General features: G+C 60.3%; 14 protein-coding genes and 1 pseudogene. 10 read left to right on the top strand and 5 right to left on the bottom strand.

What is annotated here, in order from left to right; genetic code table 11:
- Window positions 1-98: 98 nt before the first annotated feature.
- On the top strand, window positions 99-1319 hold the full coding sequence (locus tag EJ997_RS14180; RefSeq protein ID WP_323052630.1) for a DNA polymerase: 1221 nt from the start codon (window positions 99-101) through the stop codon (window positions 1317-1319).
- Here the strand turns inward: EJ997_RS14180 and EJ997_RS03945 are convergent.
- Complete coding sequence (locus tag EJ997_RS03945; RefSeq protein WP_228201570.1) at window positions 1294-2136, bottom strand: class I SAM-dependent methyltransferase; 843 nt, start codon at window positions 2134-2136, stop codon at window positions 1294-1296. The genes EJ997_RS14180 and EJ997_RS03945 overlap by 26 nt on opposite strands.
- A 162-nt stretch (window positions 2137-2298) precedes the next feature.
- On the opposite strand from EJ997_RS03945, the gene rpsA reads away from it, so the two are divergent.
- The 6 genes and pseudogenes from rpsA (at window position 2299) to EJ997_RS03915 (ending at window position 9816) form a co-directional block, all read left to right on the top strand.
- The gene (rpsA, locus tag EJ997_RS03940) at window positions 2299-3771 is read left to right on the top strand and encodes a 30S ribosomal protein S1 (RefSeq protein ID WP_126703430.1); all 1473 of its coding nucleotides are present in this window, start codon (window positions 2299-2301) and stop codon (window positions 3769-3771) included.
- Between the two features lie 271 nt (window positions 3772-4042).
- Window positions 4043-4786: a siderophore-interacting protein gene (locus EJ997_RS03935; protein WP_164719774.1), complete on the top strand. Its 744-nt coding sequence runs from the start codon at window positions 4043-4045 to the stop codon at window positions 4784-4786.
- Complete coding sequence (locus tag EJ997_RS03930; RefSeq protein WP_126703428.1) at window positions 4783-5319, top strand: pyroglutamyl-peptidase I family protein; 537 nt, start codon at window positions 4783-4785, stop codon at window positions 5317-5319. The genes EJ997_RS03935 and EJ997_RS03930 overlap by 4 nt, the downstream gene beginning before the upstream one ends.
- A complete protein-coding gene (coaE, locus tag EJ997_RS03925) occupies window positions 5301-6137 on the top strand; it encodes a dephospho-CoA kinase (protein ID WP_126703427.1) in 837 nt (278 codons plus the stop codon). Before EJ997_RS03930 ends, coaE begins: the two co-directional genes overlap by 19 nt.
- A 34-nt stretch (window positions 6138-6171) precedes the next feature.
- A pseudogene (gene uvrB, locus EJ997_RS03920) lies at window positions 6172-8236 on the top strand (excinuclease ABC subunit UvrB).
- A gap of 398 nt (window positions 8237-8634) precedes the next feature.
- Window positions 8635-9816, top strand: a complete 1182-nt coding sequence (locus tag EJ997_RS03915) for a TerC family protein (protein WP_323052629.1) — start codon at window positions 8635-8637, stop codon at window positions 9814-9816.
- Between the two features lie 213 nt (window positions 9817-10029).
- Here EJ997_RS03915 and EJ997_RS03910 read toward each other — a convergent pair whose 3' ends face one another.
- The 4 genes from EJ997_RS03910 to EJ997_RS03895 are packed head-to-tail and all read right to left on the bottom strand — an operon-like array spanning window position 10030 to window position 12644.
- Window positions 10030-10764 carry a glutamine amidotransferase gene (locus EJ997_RS03910; RefSeq protein ID WP_126703426.1) on the bottom strand — a complete coding sequence of 245 codons (735 nt, stop codon included), beginning with the start codon at window positions 10762-10764 and terminating at the stop codon, window positions 10030-10032.
- Window positions 10765-10783: 19 nt separating this feature from the next.
- Window positions 10784-11740 carry a bile acid:sodium symporter family protein gene (locus EJ997_RS03905; RefSeq protein WP_228201569.1) on the bottom strand — a complete coding sequence of 319 codons (957 nt, stop codon included), beginning with the start codon at window positions 11738-11740 and terminating at the stop codon, window positions 10784-10786.
- Window positions 11737-12006, bottom strand: a complete 270-nt coding sequence (locus EJ997_RS03900) for a YciI family protein (protein ID WP_228201568.1) — start codon at window positions 12004-12006, stop codon at window positions 11737-11739. Before EJ997_RS03900 ends, EJ997_RS03905 begins: the two co-directional genes overlap by 4 nt.
- Complete coding sequence (locus tag EJ997_RS03895) at window positions 12003-12644, bottom strand: MBL fold metallo-hydrolase (protein WP_164719773.1); 642 nt, start codon at window positions 12642-12644, stop codon at window positions 12003-12005. The genes EJ997_RS03900 and EJ997_RS03895 overlap by 4 nt, the downstream gene beginning before the upstream one ends.
- Window positions 12645-12812: 168 nt before the next feature.
- On the opposite strand from EJ997_RS03895, the gene uvrA reads away from it, so the two are divergent.
- The 3 genes from uvrA (at window position 12813) to EJ997_RS03880 (ending at window position 18676) form a co-directional block, all read left to right on the top strand.
- Window positions 12813-15644: an excinuclease ABC subunit UvrA gene (gene uvrA, locus EJ997_RS03890; protein ID WP_126703423.1), complete on the top strand. Its 2832-nt coding sequence runs from the start codon at window positions 12813-12815 to the stop codon at window positions 15642-15644.
- A 4-nt stretch (window positions 15645-15648) separates the two neighbouring features.
- Window positions 15649-17754, top strand: coding sequence for an excinuclease ABC subunit UvrC (uvrC, locus tag EJ997_RS03885; protein ID WP_126703422.1), 2106 nt, complete (start codon window positions 15649-15651; stop codon window positions 17752-17754).
- Between the two features lie 310 nt (window positions 17755-18064).
- Window positions 18065-18676: a hypothetical protein gene (locus EJ997_RS03880; RefSeq protein WP_126703421.1), complete on the top strand. Its 612-nt coding sequence runs from the start codon at window positions 18065-18067 to the stop codon at window positions 18674-18676.
- Window positions 18677-18784 lie beyond the last annotated feature (108 nt).

The following is an 18784-nucleotide window of genomic DNA, read 5'->3' as shown; positions in this document are numbered from 1 at the left end:
GCAGAGCATGGTCGCTGCTTCCGCTTTCGTCCGTCCTGCTGGACGAGGTCGAGAAGCGGGGTTCCACGGACCTCCTGCAGGGCATTGAAACGCCCCTCATGACCATCCTGGCGCGTATGGAGGACATTGGAATTGCTTCCGACAAGGCCGTCTTCGACGATCTCTTCAAGGAGTTTGACGGCCGGGTGAACCGCGCCGCTGACTCGGCCTATGCCGCAATTGGCCACGAGGTGAATCTGTCGAGCCCCAAGCAGCTCCAGGGCGTTCTCTTTGAGGAGCTCGGCCTACCCCCGACGCGTAAGACCAAATCGGGATACACGACGAACGCGGAGGCCCTCACGGATCTCTACACCCAGCTCGCGTTCCGCGAGGACGACCAGGCTGTTGCCGGGCGTGAGTTTCTGGGCCAGCTCCTCGAGCATCGCGATGCAATCAAGCTGAAGCAGTCCGTTGAAGGACTCGCCAAGTCCGTCCTGGACGATGGGCGGATTCACACCTCCTTCCAGCAGACCGTGGCAGCCACCGGCCGCCTGTCGTCGACCGAACCGAACCTGCAAAACATCCACGCCCGCACAGAGGAGGGCCAGCGGATCCGCGAGGCCTTTATCCCCGGTCCTGGCTACGAGTCGATCATGACCGTGGACTACTCGCAGATCGAGATGAGGCTCATGGCCCACCAGTCGGGCGACGCCGCTCTCATCCAGGCCTTCATTGACGGGGAAGACCTCCACTCGTACGTGGCCGGGCACGTCTACGGTATTGCGCCCGAGGAAGTCAGCCCGACCCAGCGAAACAAGATCAAGGCCATGAGCTACGGGCTAGCCTACGGCCTGTCCGCATTCGGGCTGTCCCGACAGCTCCGCATCGAACGTAGCGAGGCCCAGCAACTCATGGACGACTACTTCGAACGGTTCGGAGCGGTACGCAACTACCTCGAGTCCGTTGTCGCCCAGGCACGGAAGGACGGTTACACGTCAACAATCCTGGGACGCAGGCGCTACCTGCCCGACCTGACATCCGACAATCGTCAGCGCCGGGATGCTGCGGAGCGGATGGCGCTCAACGCACCAATCCAGGGATCGGCTGCCGACATCATCAAGATCGCCATGCTCGGCGTCGACGAGGCCCTGACGACCGCGAAGCACACCTCGCGCGTTCTCCTCCAGGTCCACGACGAACTTGTCCTGGAGATTGCTCCCGGCGAGGAAGCGGACGTCCGTGCACTCGTTGAGGAGAAGATGGGGGCGGCCGTTGACCTGTCGGTCCCGCTTTCCGTCGGCGTCGGTGTTGGGCCTAACTGGCGGGCCGCCGCGCACTGACAATAAGGGTGCTGGGGAGCATCGCTCCCCGGTCGGGACCCCACCCGCCCCACGTCTCGGCATTGGCCACCGGCCACGCAGGCTCGAGGATGTCGTCGATTGCGAAGCCTGCTCGGACGAGGCCGTTGATGTGATCGGAAAGCGTGTGCGGGAACTCTGCGTAGGACGTGCCTGCACGATCTGATTCGACGTAGGCCTCCCTCTTCCCGTAGGGGCGGATCACCTTGAGGTCATCCGCATAGGGCGAATCGGGGAACACCCACGAGAACGGGTGGGTGACGGAGTAGGCCCACAGGCCGCCGGGGGAGAGGACACGAAAAACTTCCGCGAAGGCAGGGCCGAGGTCAGGGATAAAGCTGAGGGCCCCAAACGACGTGAACACCGTGTCGAAGGACGAATCGCCGAAAGGCATAGCGTCAATGCTGGAGTGGATGAGCGGGAACGCGATCCCGGTCTTCTCGTTGAGTAGCTCCGCGGCCGACAGCATGCCCTTCGAGATGTCTGAAGCGGTGACGTTGTGCCCCTTCGAGGCAAGCCAGCGGGAGCACTGAGCGGCGCCAGCACCGACCTCGAGAATACGTCCCGGCACTGCTGGGAGAATTTGCAGATCCTCTTCCGTCCAGCCTTCCGGCCCCCACTGAAATCGAACGTCACCGAGCGACGGATGTTCGGCGAGATATTGTTCGGCGTTTGCGGACCACCATTTTTCCGCAACCGATTGCGGATCGGGTACGTCAGCGGACGGTCTGAAGGCGGGTTCCATGGTGATAGTTTCCCACGCGCCCGGGTAACGAGCAGGTGAACGGGTCGTAGCCATTGATCCCCCATGGGTAGTTCTCGTCACAGGTCCGGGGAAAACTGGCTGTTTTCTCTGGCAAATGGGCCAACATCGCGTTATTGTTGTTTCTTGGATGTCTTTCGGGATATCCGCAATAACTGTCCAATCTATTTCTACTGTCCCATCGGAGACTACAACTCAATGACAACTACCACGCCCGAGCAGCCGACCACCCCGCAGGTCGCCGTCAACGATATTGGCTCGAAGGAAGAACTCCTCGCAGCTGTTGACGAGACCATCAAGTACTTCAACGACGGGGACATCGTCGAGGGCACCATTGTCAAGGTGGACCACGACGAGGTCCTTCTCGACATTGGCTACAAGACCGAGGGTGTTATTCCCTCGAAGGAACTGTCGATCAAGCACGACATCGACCCCGATGAGGTCGTCGCCGTAGGAGATCGCGTCGAGGCCTACGTCCTCCAGAAGGAAGACAAGGAAGGCCGCCTTCTCCTCTCGAAGCGCCGCGCACAGCAGGAACGTGCCTGGGCCAAGATCGAGGAGATCAAGAACACCGACGGTGTCGTCTCCGGCAACGTCATCGAGGTCGTCAAGGGTGGCCTCATCGTCGATATCGGCCTGCGCGGATTCCTTCCCGCATCGCTCGTCGAGATGCGTCGCGTTCGCGACCTGCAGCCCTACATCGGCCGCGACATCGATGCGAAGATCATCGAGCTCGACAAGAACCGTAACAACGTCGTTCTTTCCCGCCGCGCGTTCCTCGAACAGAACCAGTCCGAGACCCGCAGCCACTTCCTCAACACCCTCCAGAAGGGGCAGATTCGCGAGGGCGTAGTCTCCTCCATCGTGAACTTCGGTGCCTTCGTGGACCTCGGTGGCGTTGACGGTCTCGTCCACGTTTCCGAGCTCTCCTGGAAGCACATCGACCACCCGAACGAGGTCGTCGAGGTTGGCACCCCTGTCACCGTCGAGGTTCTCGAGGTCGACATGGACCGCGAGCGTGTCTCCCTGTCGCTCAAGGCGACGCAGGAGGACCCGTGGCAGGTCTTCGCACGTACCCATGCCATCGGCCAGGTCGTGCCCGGCAAGGTCACCAAGCTCGTTCCCTTCGGTGCGTTCGTCCGCGTCGAGGACGGCATCGAGGGCCTCGTCCACATCTCCGAGCTCGCACAGCGCCACATCGAGCAGCCCGAGCAGATCGCCAAGGTTGGCGACGAGCTGTTCGTCAAGGTCATTGACATCGACCTTGAGCGCCGCCGCATTTCCCTGTCGCTCAAGCAGGCCAATGAGGGCGTCGACCCGGAGTCCGAGGACTTCGATGCATCGCTCTACGGCATGGCTTCCGAGTACGACGAGAACGGCAACTACAAGTACCCCGAGGGTTACGACTCGGAGTCGGGCGAATGGCTCGAGGGCTTCGAGGCCGAGCGCGAGCAGTGGGAGGCCGAGTACAACGCGGCTTACGCACTGTGGCTCGCCCACAAGGAGCAGGTTGCTCACCAGGCCGAGGTCGAGGAGCAGGCTGCAGAGGCCGCTCCGGCACCGGCACGCGAGCAGGCTCCGGCCAGCTACTCCTCGGGTACCGAGTCGACCGGCACCCTGGCATCGGATGAGGCTCTCGCAGCTCTGCGTGAGAAGCTCACCGGCCACTGATCGCACCTGATCTAACCGCGAAGGGGACCGCTACGGCGGTCCCCTTCCGCATGTTTGAGGGGTGATCAGACCCTGTTCACGACCGTTTCTCTTAACCGCGACACAGCGGCAAGTAGGTGCCGAGGGGAGTGCAGGGGGCCCAGCAATCGAGGGCGTTAAGCACGACGAGAACCGCTCTGATGAGCTGAGTGTAAAGCCTGCACAGGGGCCTTTGTCTCACGCACCCGAATGAGGCTTGCTTAGGCTTACCTAATTACCGACAATGAGCGTAATGAGTTTCGAGATACCTACCAGAGTGAAAGTCCCGCGCGAGCTGCGCGCACGCGATCTGAGCGTGAGGGATGCCAAGAGGCTCCCGGGTGGTTTCGTCCGCGTAACGCTGGGCGGCGATGAGCTCGAGGGCTTCGAGTCGACCGGACCGAGCGATCACTGCAAGCTGTTCGTTCCCGCGGCGGATGGCGAGATGACAGGGCGGCACTACACGCCCCTGCACGTCGGCGGAGGCGAGATTGCCTTCGACATCGTGGTGCACGGCGACGGCCCCGTGAGCGCGTGGGCTGATTCCTTGCCGGTTGGATCACCCGTCCGCGTGGGTGGCCCGCGTTCCAGCCTTGAGTTCCCGGTAGGAGCATCCCAGCTTGTTCTTATTGGCGATGCATCGGCATTCCCGCCGATCAGGCGCTGGCTGGCGGCACGGCCTCAGACGCTTCCCACGACTCTTATCCTGCACGGTGAAGGCATCGAATACTTCGAGGATCTGGACGGGGTGGATGTTGTTCGGACTCCATTCGATCCCTCCGGCGACGGGATCGTCAAGGCGCTCAGCGAGCTCGAGCTCGACGGCGGCACCTACGTGTGGGCCGCGGGCGAGGCCGGCACGCTTATCGCTGCCCGCAGGTGGCTCCGCAACGAATCGCCCGTGGCACGGGAAGCGGTGAAGGTCGACGGGTACTGGAAGCAGGGACTGGCGGACCGCGATCACCACGCTCCCATCGATCCGAACGATGCAGAATGATCCTCATCACGGGCTTTGGGCCCTTCGGTGAGAAAGGATCGGTCGCACACCGAGAGAACCCCAGCGAGGCGTTAGCGAACGCAGCCGGGGAGAAGCTCGGTGCCCGCACGGAGATCCTGCCCGTCCGCTTCGATATTGGTGAGAAAGTACCAGAGCTTGTTTCCGGTGCTGACCTGGTTCTTTCCATCGGGGTTGCCGGCGGTCGCACCGTTCCGCGCCTTGAGAAGCTTGGAGTGAACTGGCAAGAGGCACGGACCGCAGACGTCACCGGGTTGACGCCGAGCGGTCAGAAAATCTTCGATGATGGTCCCGACTTTTTAGCCTCCGGATGGGACCTCGATAGGATTGCTTCGGAGTGCGGCATAGAAATTTCCCTCAGTGCTGGGACCTACGTGTGCAATACGCTCTCGTATTCCCTGTATCGTCATCACGGGAACTCGTGTTTTCTCCACATCCCACCCGCTGAGCATCTCGCGCTCGAGGAGGGCGTGGAGCTTGTCGAAAGGATCGTGGAATGCTGTATGTCGGCCTAACTGGCGGTATCGCATCCGGTAAGTCTCTTGTCTCAGCCCGGATGGCGGAGGCGGGCATGAAGGTGATGGATGCGGATGAGATCTCCCGGGATCTGACCTCGGAAGGCGGCGCTGCAGTACCGGCGATCGGGAACACGTTCCAGGGCATGGTACAGAACGGAATTCTCGATCGGCAGAAGCTCGCCAACATGGTTTTTAGCGATCCGGAGCGGCTCGGCGAGCTCAACGCCATCATTCACCCGATGGTGCGGGACCGCATGGCGGAAATGTTCCGCGAGTACGTGTCGGCGGACCCTCGTGCCATCGTGGTTGAGGACTCGCCCCTTCTCATTGAGACCGGCAGGGCCTACGTTCCGCAGTTCCTCATCGTCATCACCTCTCCCGATAATCTTCGTATTGAGCGTCTCGTGCGCGATCGGGGCATGACGGAGCAGCATGCTCAGGCGCGGATCAACACGCAGCTGGAGGATGAAGAGCGCCTGCCGTTCGCCGACGCGGTCATCGAGAACACGGGAACGGTCGAAGAACTTGAAGCGCAGGTCGACAAGATCATTGCTCGCCTCCGCGAGTTTGAAGAGAACGTCGTCACCGAGGCTGTTCCCGAGGCGAAGGGTCGCCACGTCATGAACGGGGAGAGGCTTCTGGGCAAGTTGGCACACACTGGCACGGAAGCCCGCGTGGACGGCATGGATGTCGTTGTTCCGGCAGATACCGAGGAGATGATTCTTCGCCACGTATGCTGCGTTCCCGACGGCGACGGCTGGGTGCGACCCGACGCCGAAGCGCTCGTGCAGGTCCGCCTGGAGGAAACACGCTAGGACACTGCCCGCGCAGGGTACTAGCCTAGGACTCATGCGTCCCGTCTCCGATCTCGTTCGTGCCGAAGCACCCTTCGATGTAGTTTCCGAGTTCACCCCGTCAGGCGATCAGCCAACCGCGATCGCCGACCTGACGGAGCGTATCAACGCGGGCGAGAAGGACATCGTCCTTCTCGGTGCCACCGGTACCGGTAAGTCGGCTACGACCGCCTGGCTTATCGAACAGATTCAGCGACCCACGCTCATCCTTGAGCCCAATAAGACGTTGGCGGCTCAGATGGCGTCGGAGTTCCGGGAGCTCCTCCCGAACAACGCGGTCGAGTACTTCGTCTCGTACTACGACTACTACCAGCCGGAAGCCTACGTTCCGCAGACAGACACCTTCATCGAGAAAGACTCGTCGATCAACGACGAGGTCGAGCGGCTCCGCCACTCGGCAACGAACTCCCTGCTGACCCGCCGGGACACGGTAGTCGTCGCTTCCGTTTCCTGCATCTACGGCCTCGGTACCCCCAGGAATATGTGGACCGGATGGTGCGCCTCGAGGTGGGCCAAGAGATCGACCGGGACGAGCTACTGCGCCAGTTTGTGCAGATGCAGTACGTGCGTAACGATATTGCCTTCACTCGCGGCACGTTCCGCGTCCGGGGCGACACGATCGAGATCATTCCCGTGTACGAGGAACTCGCGATCCGGATCGAGATGTTCGGCGACGAAATCGACGAACTCTCCTACCTGCACCCGCTCACCGGGAGCGTGCTGAAACAAACCGATCACGCGCACCTGTTCCCGGCCTCCCACTACGTGGCGGGGCCCGAACGCATGCAGAAGGCGATCCAATCCATCGAGGAGGAGCTCGATGCTCGCGTTGAGGAGCTCGAGTCCCAGAACAAGCTCCTCGAGGCACAACGGCTCTCCATGAGAACCACCTACGACCTCGAGATGATGCGGAACGTCGGATCCTGCTCCGGCATTGAGAACTACTCCCGCCACATTGACGGCCGCGGACCGGGCACGGCCCCCACACGCTTCTCGACTACTTCCCATCGGATTTCGTTCTCGTCATTGACGAGTCCCACGTGACCGTTCCCCAGATCGGCGCCATGTACGAGGGCGACATGTCCCGTAAGAGAACCCTCGTCGAGCATGGCTTCCGGCTGCCCTCGGCCATGGACAACCGGCCGCTCAAGTGGGCCGAGTTCCTCGAACGCATTGGCCAGACCGTCTACCTGTCGGCAACCCCCGGCAAGTACGAGATGGGGCAGTCCGATGGCGTTGTCGAACAGATCATTCGCCCCACCGGTCTGGTTGACCCCGAGATTGTTGTCAAGCCCGTCGAGGGCCAGATCGATGATCTTCTTGGCGAGGTGAAGGCCCGGGTGGCTCGAGACGAACGTGTTCTTGTCACGACGCTCACGAAGAAGATGGCGGAGGACCTCACCGACTACCTTGCCGAGAGAGGAGTCAAGGTGGAATACCTCCACTCCGACGTCGACACGCTCCGGCGCGTTGAGCTGCTCCGCGAACTCCGGCTCGGCCTGTTTGACGTGCTCGTCGGCATTAACCTGCTCCGGGAGGGACTCGACCTGCCAGAAGTCTCCCTCGTGGCAATTCTCGACGCTGACAAGCAGGGATTCCTCCGTTCCACGACCTCTCTCATTCAGACCATTGGCCGTGCCGCCCGTAACGTCTCCGGCCAGGTCCACATGTATGCGGACACGATCACGCCCAACATGCGTGAAGCAATTGACGAAACGAACAGGCGCCGCGAAAAGCAGATCGCCTACAACAAGGAACGCGGGATCGACCCGCAGCCGCTCCGCAAGAAGATTGCCGACGTCACTGACATGTTGGCCCGCGAGGAAATCGACACCGCGGAGCTCCTTGAAGGTGGCTATCGCAAGGCGACACCGGTTCCCCAGACCCGTGAGGAAATGGCAGGTAAAGCTACGGGCGACCTGCGCGGCCTGATCGCGGAACTCGACGAGCAGATGAAGCAGGCGGCCGAGGATCTCCGCTTCGAGCTCGCGGCCCGCCTGCGCGACGAGATCCAGGACCTCAAGAAGGAACTGCGGCAGATGGAGTCGGCAACGTCCTAGACACCTCTTAACGCAGGAGAGTCTTTCATCGCGCAGGGCACGACGCGGTTCTACAGGAACAGTTCGGCCTCCTTCGGCTGGTCTCCACCGACTGTGGCTGGCTGAAGTCGAATTCTCTCGCTAGCCGCGTCCGTTGCACGTTTTTCTACTGCGATGTCCGTTTCTGCTGTGCGACGGTAGCGGTGCGTCCCCAGTTGGGGACGTCGCGAACCTCATAGTGACGTGCCGGGGTCTTGGGTGTCCAGATTGATTCGATTCGCGTATTGTTGCCTGTGAAGCTAGCGAAGGGGAGTATTCCCGCACAACAGTGAGCCGCCATCACGGTGCCCAAGGCACTCGGTTCACGACCGGACATCCGGTGGGAAGAGACCTTCGGTTCAACAACCCGGAGGTATGTTTTGCTGGCATCCCAGCTACCCACCCATGTCATTCTGACGCAGGCAGCGTCCACCCCGGAACAGATGCACGTCGATTTGTGGGAATGGTTCGCACTCGGCGGTATCGCCCTCGTCCTGATCCTCGTTGACCTGTTCGGACACGTCCGCAAGGCCCACGAACCCACAATCAAGGAAGCGGCCACCTGGTCCGCCTTCTACGTTGCTATTGCCCTCCTGTTCGGACTCGTTATCCTCTGGCAGCACGGCGGCACTCTCGCAGGTGAATACTACGGCGGTTACGCCGTTGAAAAGGCCCTGTCGGTCGACAACATATTTGTCTTTATCATCGTCATTGCCTCGTTCAAGGTACCCAGGCTCTACCAGCAGAAGGTCCTTCTCTACGGCATTGTTATGGCGCTCCTCATGCGCCTCGTCTTCATCCTTCTCGGTAAGGCCCTCATCGACCAGTTCGTGTGGATGTTCTTCATCTTCGGTGCATTCCTTCTCTACACCGCGATCGGCCAGGTCCGTCAGGGTGTCGACGATCCCGATGACAAACAGGATGAGATCGAGAACTACAAGCCCAACGGCATCGTCCGCTTTGCTGAGAAGACCTTCCGCGTCACCGAAGGCTTCGTGGGCCAGCGCCTCGTCGTGCGCCGCGAAGGCAAGTCGTGGATCACCCCGCTGTTCCTGTGCATCGTTGCTATCGGCACCATTGACCTCGTCTTCGCACTCGACTCCATCCCGGCCATCTACGGCCTGACGGACGAGCCCTACATTGTATTCGCGGCAAACGTCTTCGCACTGCTTGGACTTCGCCAGCTCTTCTTCCTCGTTGATGGTCTTCTCGAGAAGCTCATCTACCTCCACTACGGCCTCGCCGTTATCCTCGGCTTCATTGCCGTCAAGCTCATCATCCACGCCTTCCACGGCTACGACATGCTCCTCGGTATTCCTGAGCCCGGCATCGGCGTTTCCCTCGGTGTCATCATCGGCGTCATCTTCATTACCGTTATCGCCTCAATCTGGGGCAATAAGAAGCGGGAAGCTCAGAAGGCTGACGAGGCGAAGACGAACCCCGTTGCGGCAACCGACAGCCAGGCTCCGAACGCACAGAATTCAGACCAAGCATCGCCCGCCGGTAAGCCAAACTCGCTTAACACCGAGACCGACAACGGGCGCGGACCGCACGAAGTTTAGGAACTAACTCCTGGAGTGGACTGACAAAAATGCACTCCACGCGGTGACGTTCAAAGATCCAAATACAGTTGAGCCTCGAGGGACATCCTCGAGGCTCAACTGTTTATGGGGACTTGCTAGTGAGGGTCGTGCCACGTCGGCTGGACTAAGCAACGGCAACCAAACGGGTCCGGGCCTTCGGGCACACTACGGCTAACGGAAGTTGGCCAGTGCCTATGAGACGGCGTAGTTGCGGGTGAAGTTTGAGACGACGCGGTGGACGTCGCCGACAGGTGCCTTGGAGGTCTCGGCGATCAGAGAGTCAGCCTCTTCCGGTTTGAAGTACCCGGCATTCTTGTAAATCCTGATCCGCTGGGCGATACCCGGGGCGTCGAGTTCCGGGTGGAACTGGGTGCCGTAGAGATTCTCCTTGATGCGGAACATTTGGACGGGGCACGTATCGGAGCTGGCGAGAAGAATGGCGTGGTCGGGGAGTACCCGGCACGCTTCCTTATGTCCCACGAAGGCAGGGAAGGAGTCGGGCAGGCCGTGGAGAAGGGGATCATTGCGACCTGCCGTTGTCAGATTGATGGTGACGGCACCGACCGCTTCCGAATACGTGGAGTCGATGACTGCTCCCTGGTGGGAGAGGAGGGTGCCAACTCCGTAGCAGGCTCCGAGGAACGGAAAGTCGCGCTCGACAATGATGTCGAGCAAGTCGGAGATTTCCTTCTCCACTCGGCGCTGCGTATCGGACTTGTGTTCGGTTGGGATGGAGCCGGTGAAAGGGCTGCCGCCGACGATAACGCCCGAATAGTCATCGAGGTCGAGACTGGGCAGGGGAGCGGACTCGAGACGGATCCGGTGGAGCTCGTGCTCTTCGAGCTGACCGAACCGCAGGAGCTGCTCGTATTCGGCGTCGGCGGTCTCATCCTCGGGACGGGTCGCAATGAGTAGGAAGGGCTTCATAGTGGAAACGATAGCGCCCCTACCGGGCTACGTCCGACTCTTCACGCCCGAGCCTTGACGCAATAACCGCACAGACGAGTAGCTGGATCTGGTGGAAGATAATGACCGGCACGGCAATCGGCCCGATCAAAGCGGCCGGGAAGATCGCCTGCGCCATGGGCAATCCCGTGGCGAGGGACTTCTTGGAACCGCACATGAGGACGGCAATTTGGCCGGGCCTGCCCACCTTGAGCCAAGCCGATGCATACCAGGTGAGCGCCAGAATAATGGCGAGAAGCACACAGGAAACGGCGATCAGAACAACGATCTGTAGGGGCGTGACACCATCCCACGTGTTGGCAGCGGTCGAGTCGAGAACGGCTCCGAGAACAATGACAACCACCGTGCCCTGGTCGTAGACCTTCAGTTGCTTCGGGTATTTGCGAATGCGGTCGCCCAGCTTGATCTGGAGAATCTGGCCGACAATAAACGGCAGTAGCAGTTGGGTGAGGACGCTCGAAATCGATCCGGCCGAGGCACCCTCAATGTTCATGAAGATCAGAACGTAGAGGGGAGTGAGAAACATGCCAATGACGTTCGAGAACGTTGCCGCGCATACCGCGGCCGCCGTGTCACCTTTGGCGATCGACGTGAAGGTCACCGACGACTGGATGGTGGAGGGCAGGAAGGCCAGATAGAGGAAACCGTTCGCGAAGCCTTCACCAAGGACCGGGGCCAGCAACGGATGGATGGCGAGACCAATAAGGGGGAAAACGATGTAGGTGGAGGCAAAAATGAGCCCCTGGACCTTGACGTTCGTCAGCCCGGCCAGCACCTCGGAGGTTCGCAGGCGCAAGCCGTAGAGGAAGAACAGGATAGCGACAAGGACATCTCCGGCCCACGAGATCCCGGTGCGAACACCGTCGGAGGCGGGCCAGAGAAGACCTAGCGCGAATGCAAGAAGGATCCCAACAATGAAGGGATCAATGCGTTTCACGCCCACGGACCGTAAACGACGGTCCACTCCTTGATGTCGAGTTCGAGGACGATTCCGGACTTCATGAACGGATCGCCGCCAAGAAGATCGATCGCCTGCTGCTCGGAGTCAGCTGAAAGGATGAGAAGGGCACCGTCGCCGCGCGGACCGCTGGCAAGTAGCTTTCCATCATCGAACAGAGTCTTGAGGTACTCGCGGTGCAGGGGGCGAACATCGTGGATGTCATCGCGCTCGGGGTCGTATGTGTATGTCGCTGCGAAAATCACCAGCGCCGTCCTTCCCATTCGGTCAGCTTCGGGCGTTCATCGCCCAAAGTCGTGGAGTTCCCGTGGCCGGGGTGGATGATCGTATCGTTGTCGAAGCGTTCGAACAGGCGATCGCGAACATCGTTGAAGAGCAGGAAGAAAGCCTGCTCTGACGGAGTTTTACCAACCCCGCCTGGGAACAGGGAGTCGCCGGTCAGGATGTGAGACCCCTCAACGACAATCGCAAGGCCGGCGGGAGTGTGGCCGCGCAGAACAATGAACTCGAGCTCAAGATCACCGAAGGACCTAACCTCGCCGTGCTTGAGGGAATCCGTTGCCTCAACCGGTAGGGCTGCGCCCGTTTCCTTGGTCGCGAGAATCTCGGCTTCCGGGAACACGTGGTGAACCGTTTCGAGAGCGCCAATGTGGTCGTGATGCTCGTGGGTCGTGATAATGGCGTGAACGGTCTTGCCAGCGGCAAGCTCAGCCACCCGCTCCGGCTCGGCGGCAGCATCGACAATCACCGCATCGCCAAGGTTGTTCTCGATGAGGTAGACGTTGTTGTCCATGCTCCCCACCGACATCTTCACGATCCTTGTGTCGTCGAGGTCAATTGTTACGGGAGGGAGGCCGGCACCGGTGTGATAGGTCATACTCATGCCCTCTACACTACCGACCCCGCCGGGTTTACGGCTACCGAGCAACGGATTGCTACGAACGTAAGCATTCCGGCTACGGCGGTATAGGGGGGTCCCATGTGCCGAGACACGCAGTGTGTTGAGGGGTACATTTGTTCGAAAGTCTCGTGGAACAGTTACAATGTCCGAGTGACTGAACATATCGTTGTCAGCGGTGCCCGTGAGCATAACCTTCAGAACGTCGACCTCGAGATCCCACGTGATCAGCTTGTGGTCTTCACCGGCCTATCCGGTTCCGGGAAGTCATCCCTAGCTTTTGACACGATCTTCGCCGAGGGTCAGCGACGCTACGTCGAGTCCCTGTCTTCGTACGCGAGGCAGTTCCTGGGACGGATGGATAAGCCCTCCGTCGACTACATTGGGGGACTGTCGCCCGCGGTCGCGATCGACCAGAAGTCGACAAGCCGCAACCCGCGTTCAACCGTTGGAACAATTACCGAGGTATACGACTACCTGAGGTTGCTGTACGCCCGTGCCGGTATCCAGCACTGCCCGGAGTGCGGTGAAGAGATCAGCTCGCAGTCTGCGGAGCAGATCGTCAACCACGTCATGGAGCTTCCCGAGGGAACACGATTCCAGGTTCTTGCTCCCGTGATCCGCGGACGCAAGGGCGAATACGGCGAACTGTTCTCCGATCTTCAGCAGCAGGGTTTCTCCCGCGCCAAGGTCGACTCCGAAATGGTTCGGCTCGACAACCCACCGACGCTCGACAAGAAGCTCCGTCACGACATTGACGTCGTCGTTGACCGCCTCGTCCGGAAGGACTCGACCCGCCGGCTCACCGACTCGATCGAGACCGCGCTGCGCCTGACTGATGGTCTGGTTGTCATCGAACGTGTGGACGTCGATGAAGAGGATCCGCAGCGGTTCCGAAAGTACTCGGAGAAGCGCGCCTGCCCGAACGACCACGTGCTGACCCTCGACGAAATTGAGCCCCGCACGTTCTCGTTCAACGCACCCTACGGCGCCTGCCCCGAGTGTTCGGGTATCGGCACCAAGCTAGAGGTGGATCCCGCGCTCGTTGTTCCCGACGAGTCGATCTCACTACGCGATGGTGCTGTCCTGCCCTGGGCTGGCAACAAGACCTACTTCACGAGGCAACTGACCGCACTCGGCAAGGAGATTGGTTTCTCCGTCGACACCCCGTGGGGTGAACTTTCCAAGGAAGTCCGCGACACGATCGTGTACGGCAAGGACTACAAGATCAAGGTCAAGTACAAGAACCGCTGGGGCCGTGAACGCACGTACGCAACCGGTTTCGAAGGTGTTCTCGACTTCGTCAAAAGGAAGCGGGAAGAGACCGAGTCCGAATGGTCGAAGGAACGTTACGAATCCTTCATGAGGGAGATCCCCTGCCAGGAGTGTCACGGCGCCCGCCTCAAGCCCGAGGTTCTCGCCGTCACCATCGGCGGCCTCTCCATCGCAGAGCTCTGCGATCTGTCGGTCGCCGAAGCGTCCCAGTTCCTCAATAAGCTGGAACTCACGCCCAAGCAGCGGGCCGTGGCCGATGCTGTTCTCAAGGAAACCCAGTTCCGGCTCGGCTTCCTCGTCGACGTTGGCCTCACCTATCTCACGCTGTCCCGCGGGGCCGCCGGGCTGTCCGGCGGTGAAGCTCAGCGCATTCGACTCGCCACCCAGATCGGTTCTGCCCTGGTTGGCGTTCTGTACGTTTTGGATGAACCGTCGATTGGTCTGCACCAGCGCGACAACGCGCGCCTCATTCAGACCCTTGAGAAGCTCCGCGATCTCGGAAACACCCTGATCGTTGTCGAACACGACGAAGACACGATTAAGTCCGCCGATTATATCGTTGACATCGGCCCTGGCGCGGGCGAGCGCGGGGGAGAAATCGTCTACGCAGGCGACTACAACGGACTTCTGGTGGAAGACTCCTCGATCACCGGTGCCTATCTTGCTGGACGCAGGTCTATCCCGCTTCCAACGGGACGCCGCAAAGTCGACAAGAAGAACCAGATCACGGTGAAGGGCGGCAAGGAAAACAACCTGAAGAACGTCACGGTTTCTTTCCCACGCTCCTGCTTCGTGGCCGTCACCGGTGTTTCCGGTTCCGGCAAGTCCACGCTCGTGAACTCGATTCTCTACAACTCCCTTGCCAACCAGCTGAACCGCGCACGAATTGTTCCCGGTCGTCACACGTCCGTGACGGGCCTCGACGGTCTTGACAAGGTCATCCACGTCGATCAGTCTCCGATTGGTCGTACCCCGCGCTCAAACCCAGCCACCTACACAGGTGTGTGGGACCGGGTGCGCAAGCTTTTCGCTGAGGTTCCCGAATCCAAGGTCCGCGGCTACGGCCCCGGCAGGTTCTCCTTCAACGTCAAGGGCGGTCGCTGTGAATCGTGCAAGGGTGACGGCACGATCAAGATCGAAATGAGCTTCCTTCCCGACGTGTACGTGCCCTGCGAAGTGTGCGACGGTAAGCGCTACAACCGCGACACCCTCGAGGTGAAGTACAAGGGCAAGTCCGTTGCCGATGTACTTGAGATGACGATCTCGGAGGCCCTCGAGTTCTTCGGACCCGTCTCCGGAATCACCCGGCACCTTTCCACCCTCGACTCCGTTGGTCTTGGCTATGTTCGACTTGGTCAGTCGGCCACCACCCTGTCCGGTGGCGAGGCCCAGCGCGTGAAGCTCGCCTCCGAGCTGCAACGTCGGAGCAACGGCCGTTCCGTCTACGTGCTTGACGAGCCGACAACCGGCCTGCACTTCGAAGATGTGTCGAAGCTCCTCAAGGTCCTCCAGGGCCTTACCGACAAGGGCAACACCGTGATCGTGATCGAACACAACCTGGACGTTATTAAATCCGCGGACTGGGTGATCGACATGGGACCCGAGGGTGGTGCCGGCGGCGGACAGGTTATCGCCCAGGGTACCCCCGAGGACATTGCGAAGGTGAAGAATTCTTACACCGGACAATTCCTTGCCCCGCTCCTAGGGTAGGTATATGGCTGACCCGTCCGTTTACCGTCCAAAGACCTCCGATATTCCCACCGATCCGGGGGTCTATCGGTTCATCGACGAGGACGACCGCGTTATTTATGTCGGTAAGGCAAAGAACCTGCGGCAACGGCTCGTCAACTACTTCCAGGACCTCGCGCTCCTACACCCGCGCACCAGGCAAATGGTCACCACTGCCGGACGGGTCGAATGGGTGGTGCTGAAGACCGAGGTTGAGGCGCTCACCCTCGAATACTCGTGGATCAAGGAATTCGACCCCCGGTTCAACGTCATGTACCGGGACGACAAGTCGTACCCGTACCTGGCGGTCACGATGTCCGAGTCGATTCCGCGAGCAGGTATCACCCGCAATGCTCATAAGAAAGGTAACCGCTACTTTGGGCCCTACACGCAGGTGTGGGCGATCCGGCACACCCTTGACTCACTTCTCCACACGTTCCCGGTGCGAACCTGCTCACCCGGTGTTCTAAAACAAGCTCAACGCTCGGGGCGTCCCTGTCTGCTCGGCTACATCGATAAGTGCTCCGCACCGTGTGTGGGTCGGATCTCCGAAGAAGACCACAGGGAGCTTGCTCTCGAGCTGTGCAACTTCCTTGATGGTGACACCGGGCGTCACATTCGTTCCCGCGAACGCGACATGAAGAAGGCTGCTACCGAACTCGACTTCGAAAGGGCAGCGCGGCTCCGCGACGATGTCGAGGCGCTCAAGCGCGTTGTCGAACAGAACGCGGTGGTTCTCCCGGACCGAACCGACGTTGACGTCTTCGGCCTTGTCTCCGACGAACTCGAAGCAAGCGTTCAGGTGTTCCACGTGCGCGGTGGCCGCGTGCGCGGCCAGCGTGGCTGGGTGACCGAACGTGTTGAGAACTTGGACGATGCTGGGCTGGTGACCGCCCTGTTGCTTCAGGTCTATGGCGAGCAGGGCGAGAACCGCCTCCTGAAGCCGAGTCGTGAGATGCCGGAGGGGCAGGCACGGTCCGTTGACGACCGCACCCACACCCCGACAACGGCAATCCCGAGAGAAATTATCGTGCCGGTCATGCCGGACGATCCCGATGCAATCCTCGCCTGGCTGGAAGAACGCCGCGGAGCCCGCATCAACCTGCACGTGGCACAGCGTGGCGACAAGGCACGGCTCGCAGAAACGGTGCACGAGAATGCCACCCAGGCACTTGCTCGCGCCAAGGTAAAGCGCTCCGGCGACCTCACGCAACGTGCGAAGGCACTGGAAGATCTTCGGGATGTTCTCGGGCTTTCGGCCGCACCGCTCCGTATCGAGTGTTTCGACGTGTCCCACACGCAGGGCACCCACCAGGTGGCGTCCATGGTCGTCTTTGAGGACGGCATACCCCGCAAGGCCGACTACCGCCACTACATCATTCGTGGCGAGAACGGCGAGGGCGCACGTGACGATACGGCGGCCATGGACGAGGTGCTTCGCAGGCGCCTTGCCAAGGTGAAGGAAGGCTCGCGTGACGTCGACGAAGAAGTAGCCGTATCGGGTGCCGTTGATCCGGACACCGGCAGGGTCAAAAAGTTTGCCTACCGCCCGAACCTCATCGTCGTTGACGGTGGCCTCCCGCAGGTTAATGCAGCCCAACGTGTTGTTGATGAGCTGGGTGTCGATGTTGAAGTTGTTGGCCTAGCGAAGCGCCTCGAGGAAGTCTGGATCCCCGGGGATGACTTCCCGGTCATCTTCCCTCGTTCCTCAGCGGCCCTCCACCTGCTCCAGCATGTGCGCGATGAATCCCACCGCTTCGCCATCTCCCACCACCGGAAGCGGCGTTCGAAGGCCATGACACGCTCTGCTCTCGACGCTATTCCGGGACTTGGCCCTGCCCGCCAAAAAGACCTGCTCGACAAATTTGGGAGCGTTGCCAAGATCAAGCAGGCTAGCCCGAAGAGCTTGCCACCGCCCCCGGGATTGGGCCCGCCTTCGCACAGAAGATCTACGATCATTTCCATCCGAAGCCTGACGGGAGCAGTTAAGTTGAGGACAATGACGACAAAGGGTGTCGCCATGTCATGTTTTCTCGTAGTACCGTACACACCGCGAAATATCGGCATTTGCAGAAAAGGCGACTTCAGATGAATGGTCCCACCGTCAACCGGGAAGGGGAAGTCCTCGAGTCTCTCCCGGCCCTATTCTTCTTCCTTTCCATTAGCACAACGCGGACAGAGCTTCTCGACGGATATTTCGTGGATCCCGAGGAACTTTTGCGCAGCCCGGATCAGTCGGTCATCGACCGCCTCACTAGTGCTGTGGTGGACCGTGGCGTGCCTACCCTTCTTGGGTCGGCGAAGGACACGCTTCTTCATCTCGGTCGGATGGCAACAGAATTGAGCTTCGGTGTTCTCACGCCCCTTAATCGTCCGGGTTACCGGCTTAGCAGATTCGCTGAGTGCTTCCGCCCCTTGCCCGGATTATTGCCACATCACCGGATTTCACCTGGTGGTGGGAAGGTGCTCGATCCCACCGGGTAACCGCAAAAGACATCGGTACGTCCCCGTTCGACGACCTGACTGAACAGAGCCACTGGTCGAATCAGCCGCGAAGTGCGCAGACTATCCAGACAACACCGGGCCCTATTGAGAGTCTGGAGAGTACGATGGCGGTCTGCTTCGACAACGACACGGCTTACGCAGGTGATAATCGGACGCTACCGCTCGCCAAGAATGACCCCTGCGGGCAGGGCCTGCGGATAACGAGCCCATCCGATTGGCAAGACCTTCTGAGCGTAGCGCATACTGTTGTTACCGATGATGGGCGGCTTCACGACTGGTCAGATATGCTGGGCACCCAACGAAAGTGGGTCACGCCTGATTGGCAGACGATTTCACAATCCTTCGACTGGATAGAACTGACGCTGGGCGGATTCCTCATGACGTCCTACCGCACTATCGAATTCGACGGCAGTATGTCAGCGGTCATCGGATGGACTCCCGGTGCGACGATTTTCTTCAATGGAGACCCCGATGAGTACTTAGGCTGGGCATCAATGTCGAGCCGTTAGCTACAGACTAATTCCATCACCTGGGGGAGCGCATCAAGCCTTAGTGGACAGGCTCGTGTTTTCTTGCCGAGATACTAGCCAGAGCCACTCGGACAGGCAGACCGGCAG

Source organism: Flaviflexus ciconiae (assembly GCF_003971195.1).
GTDB lineage: Bacteria > Actinomycetota > Actinomycetes > Actinomycetales > Actinomycetaceae > Flaviflexus > Flaviflexus ciconiae.
This window is presented reverse-complemented; position numbering and strand designations above follow the sequence as displayed.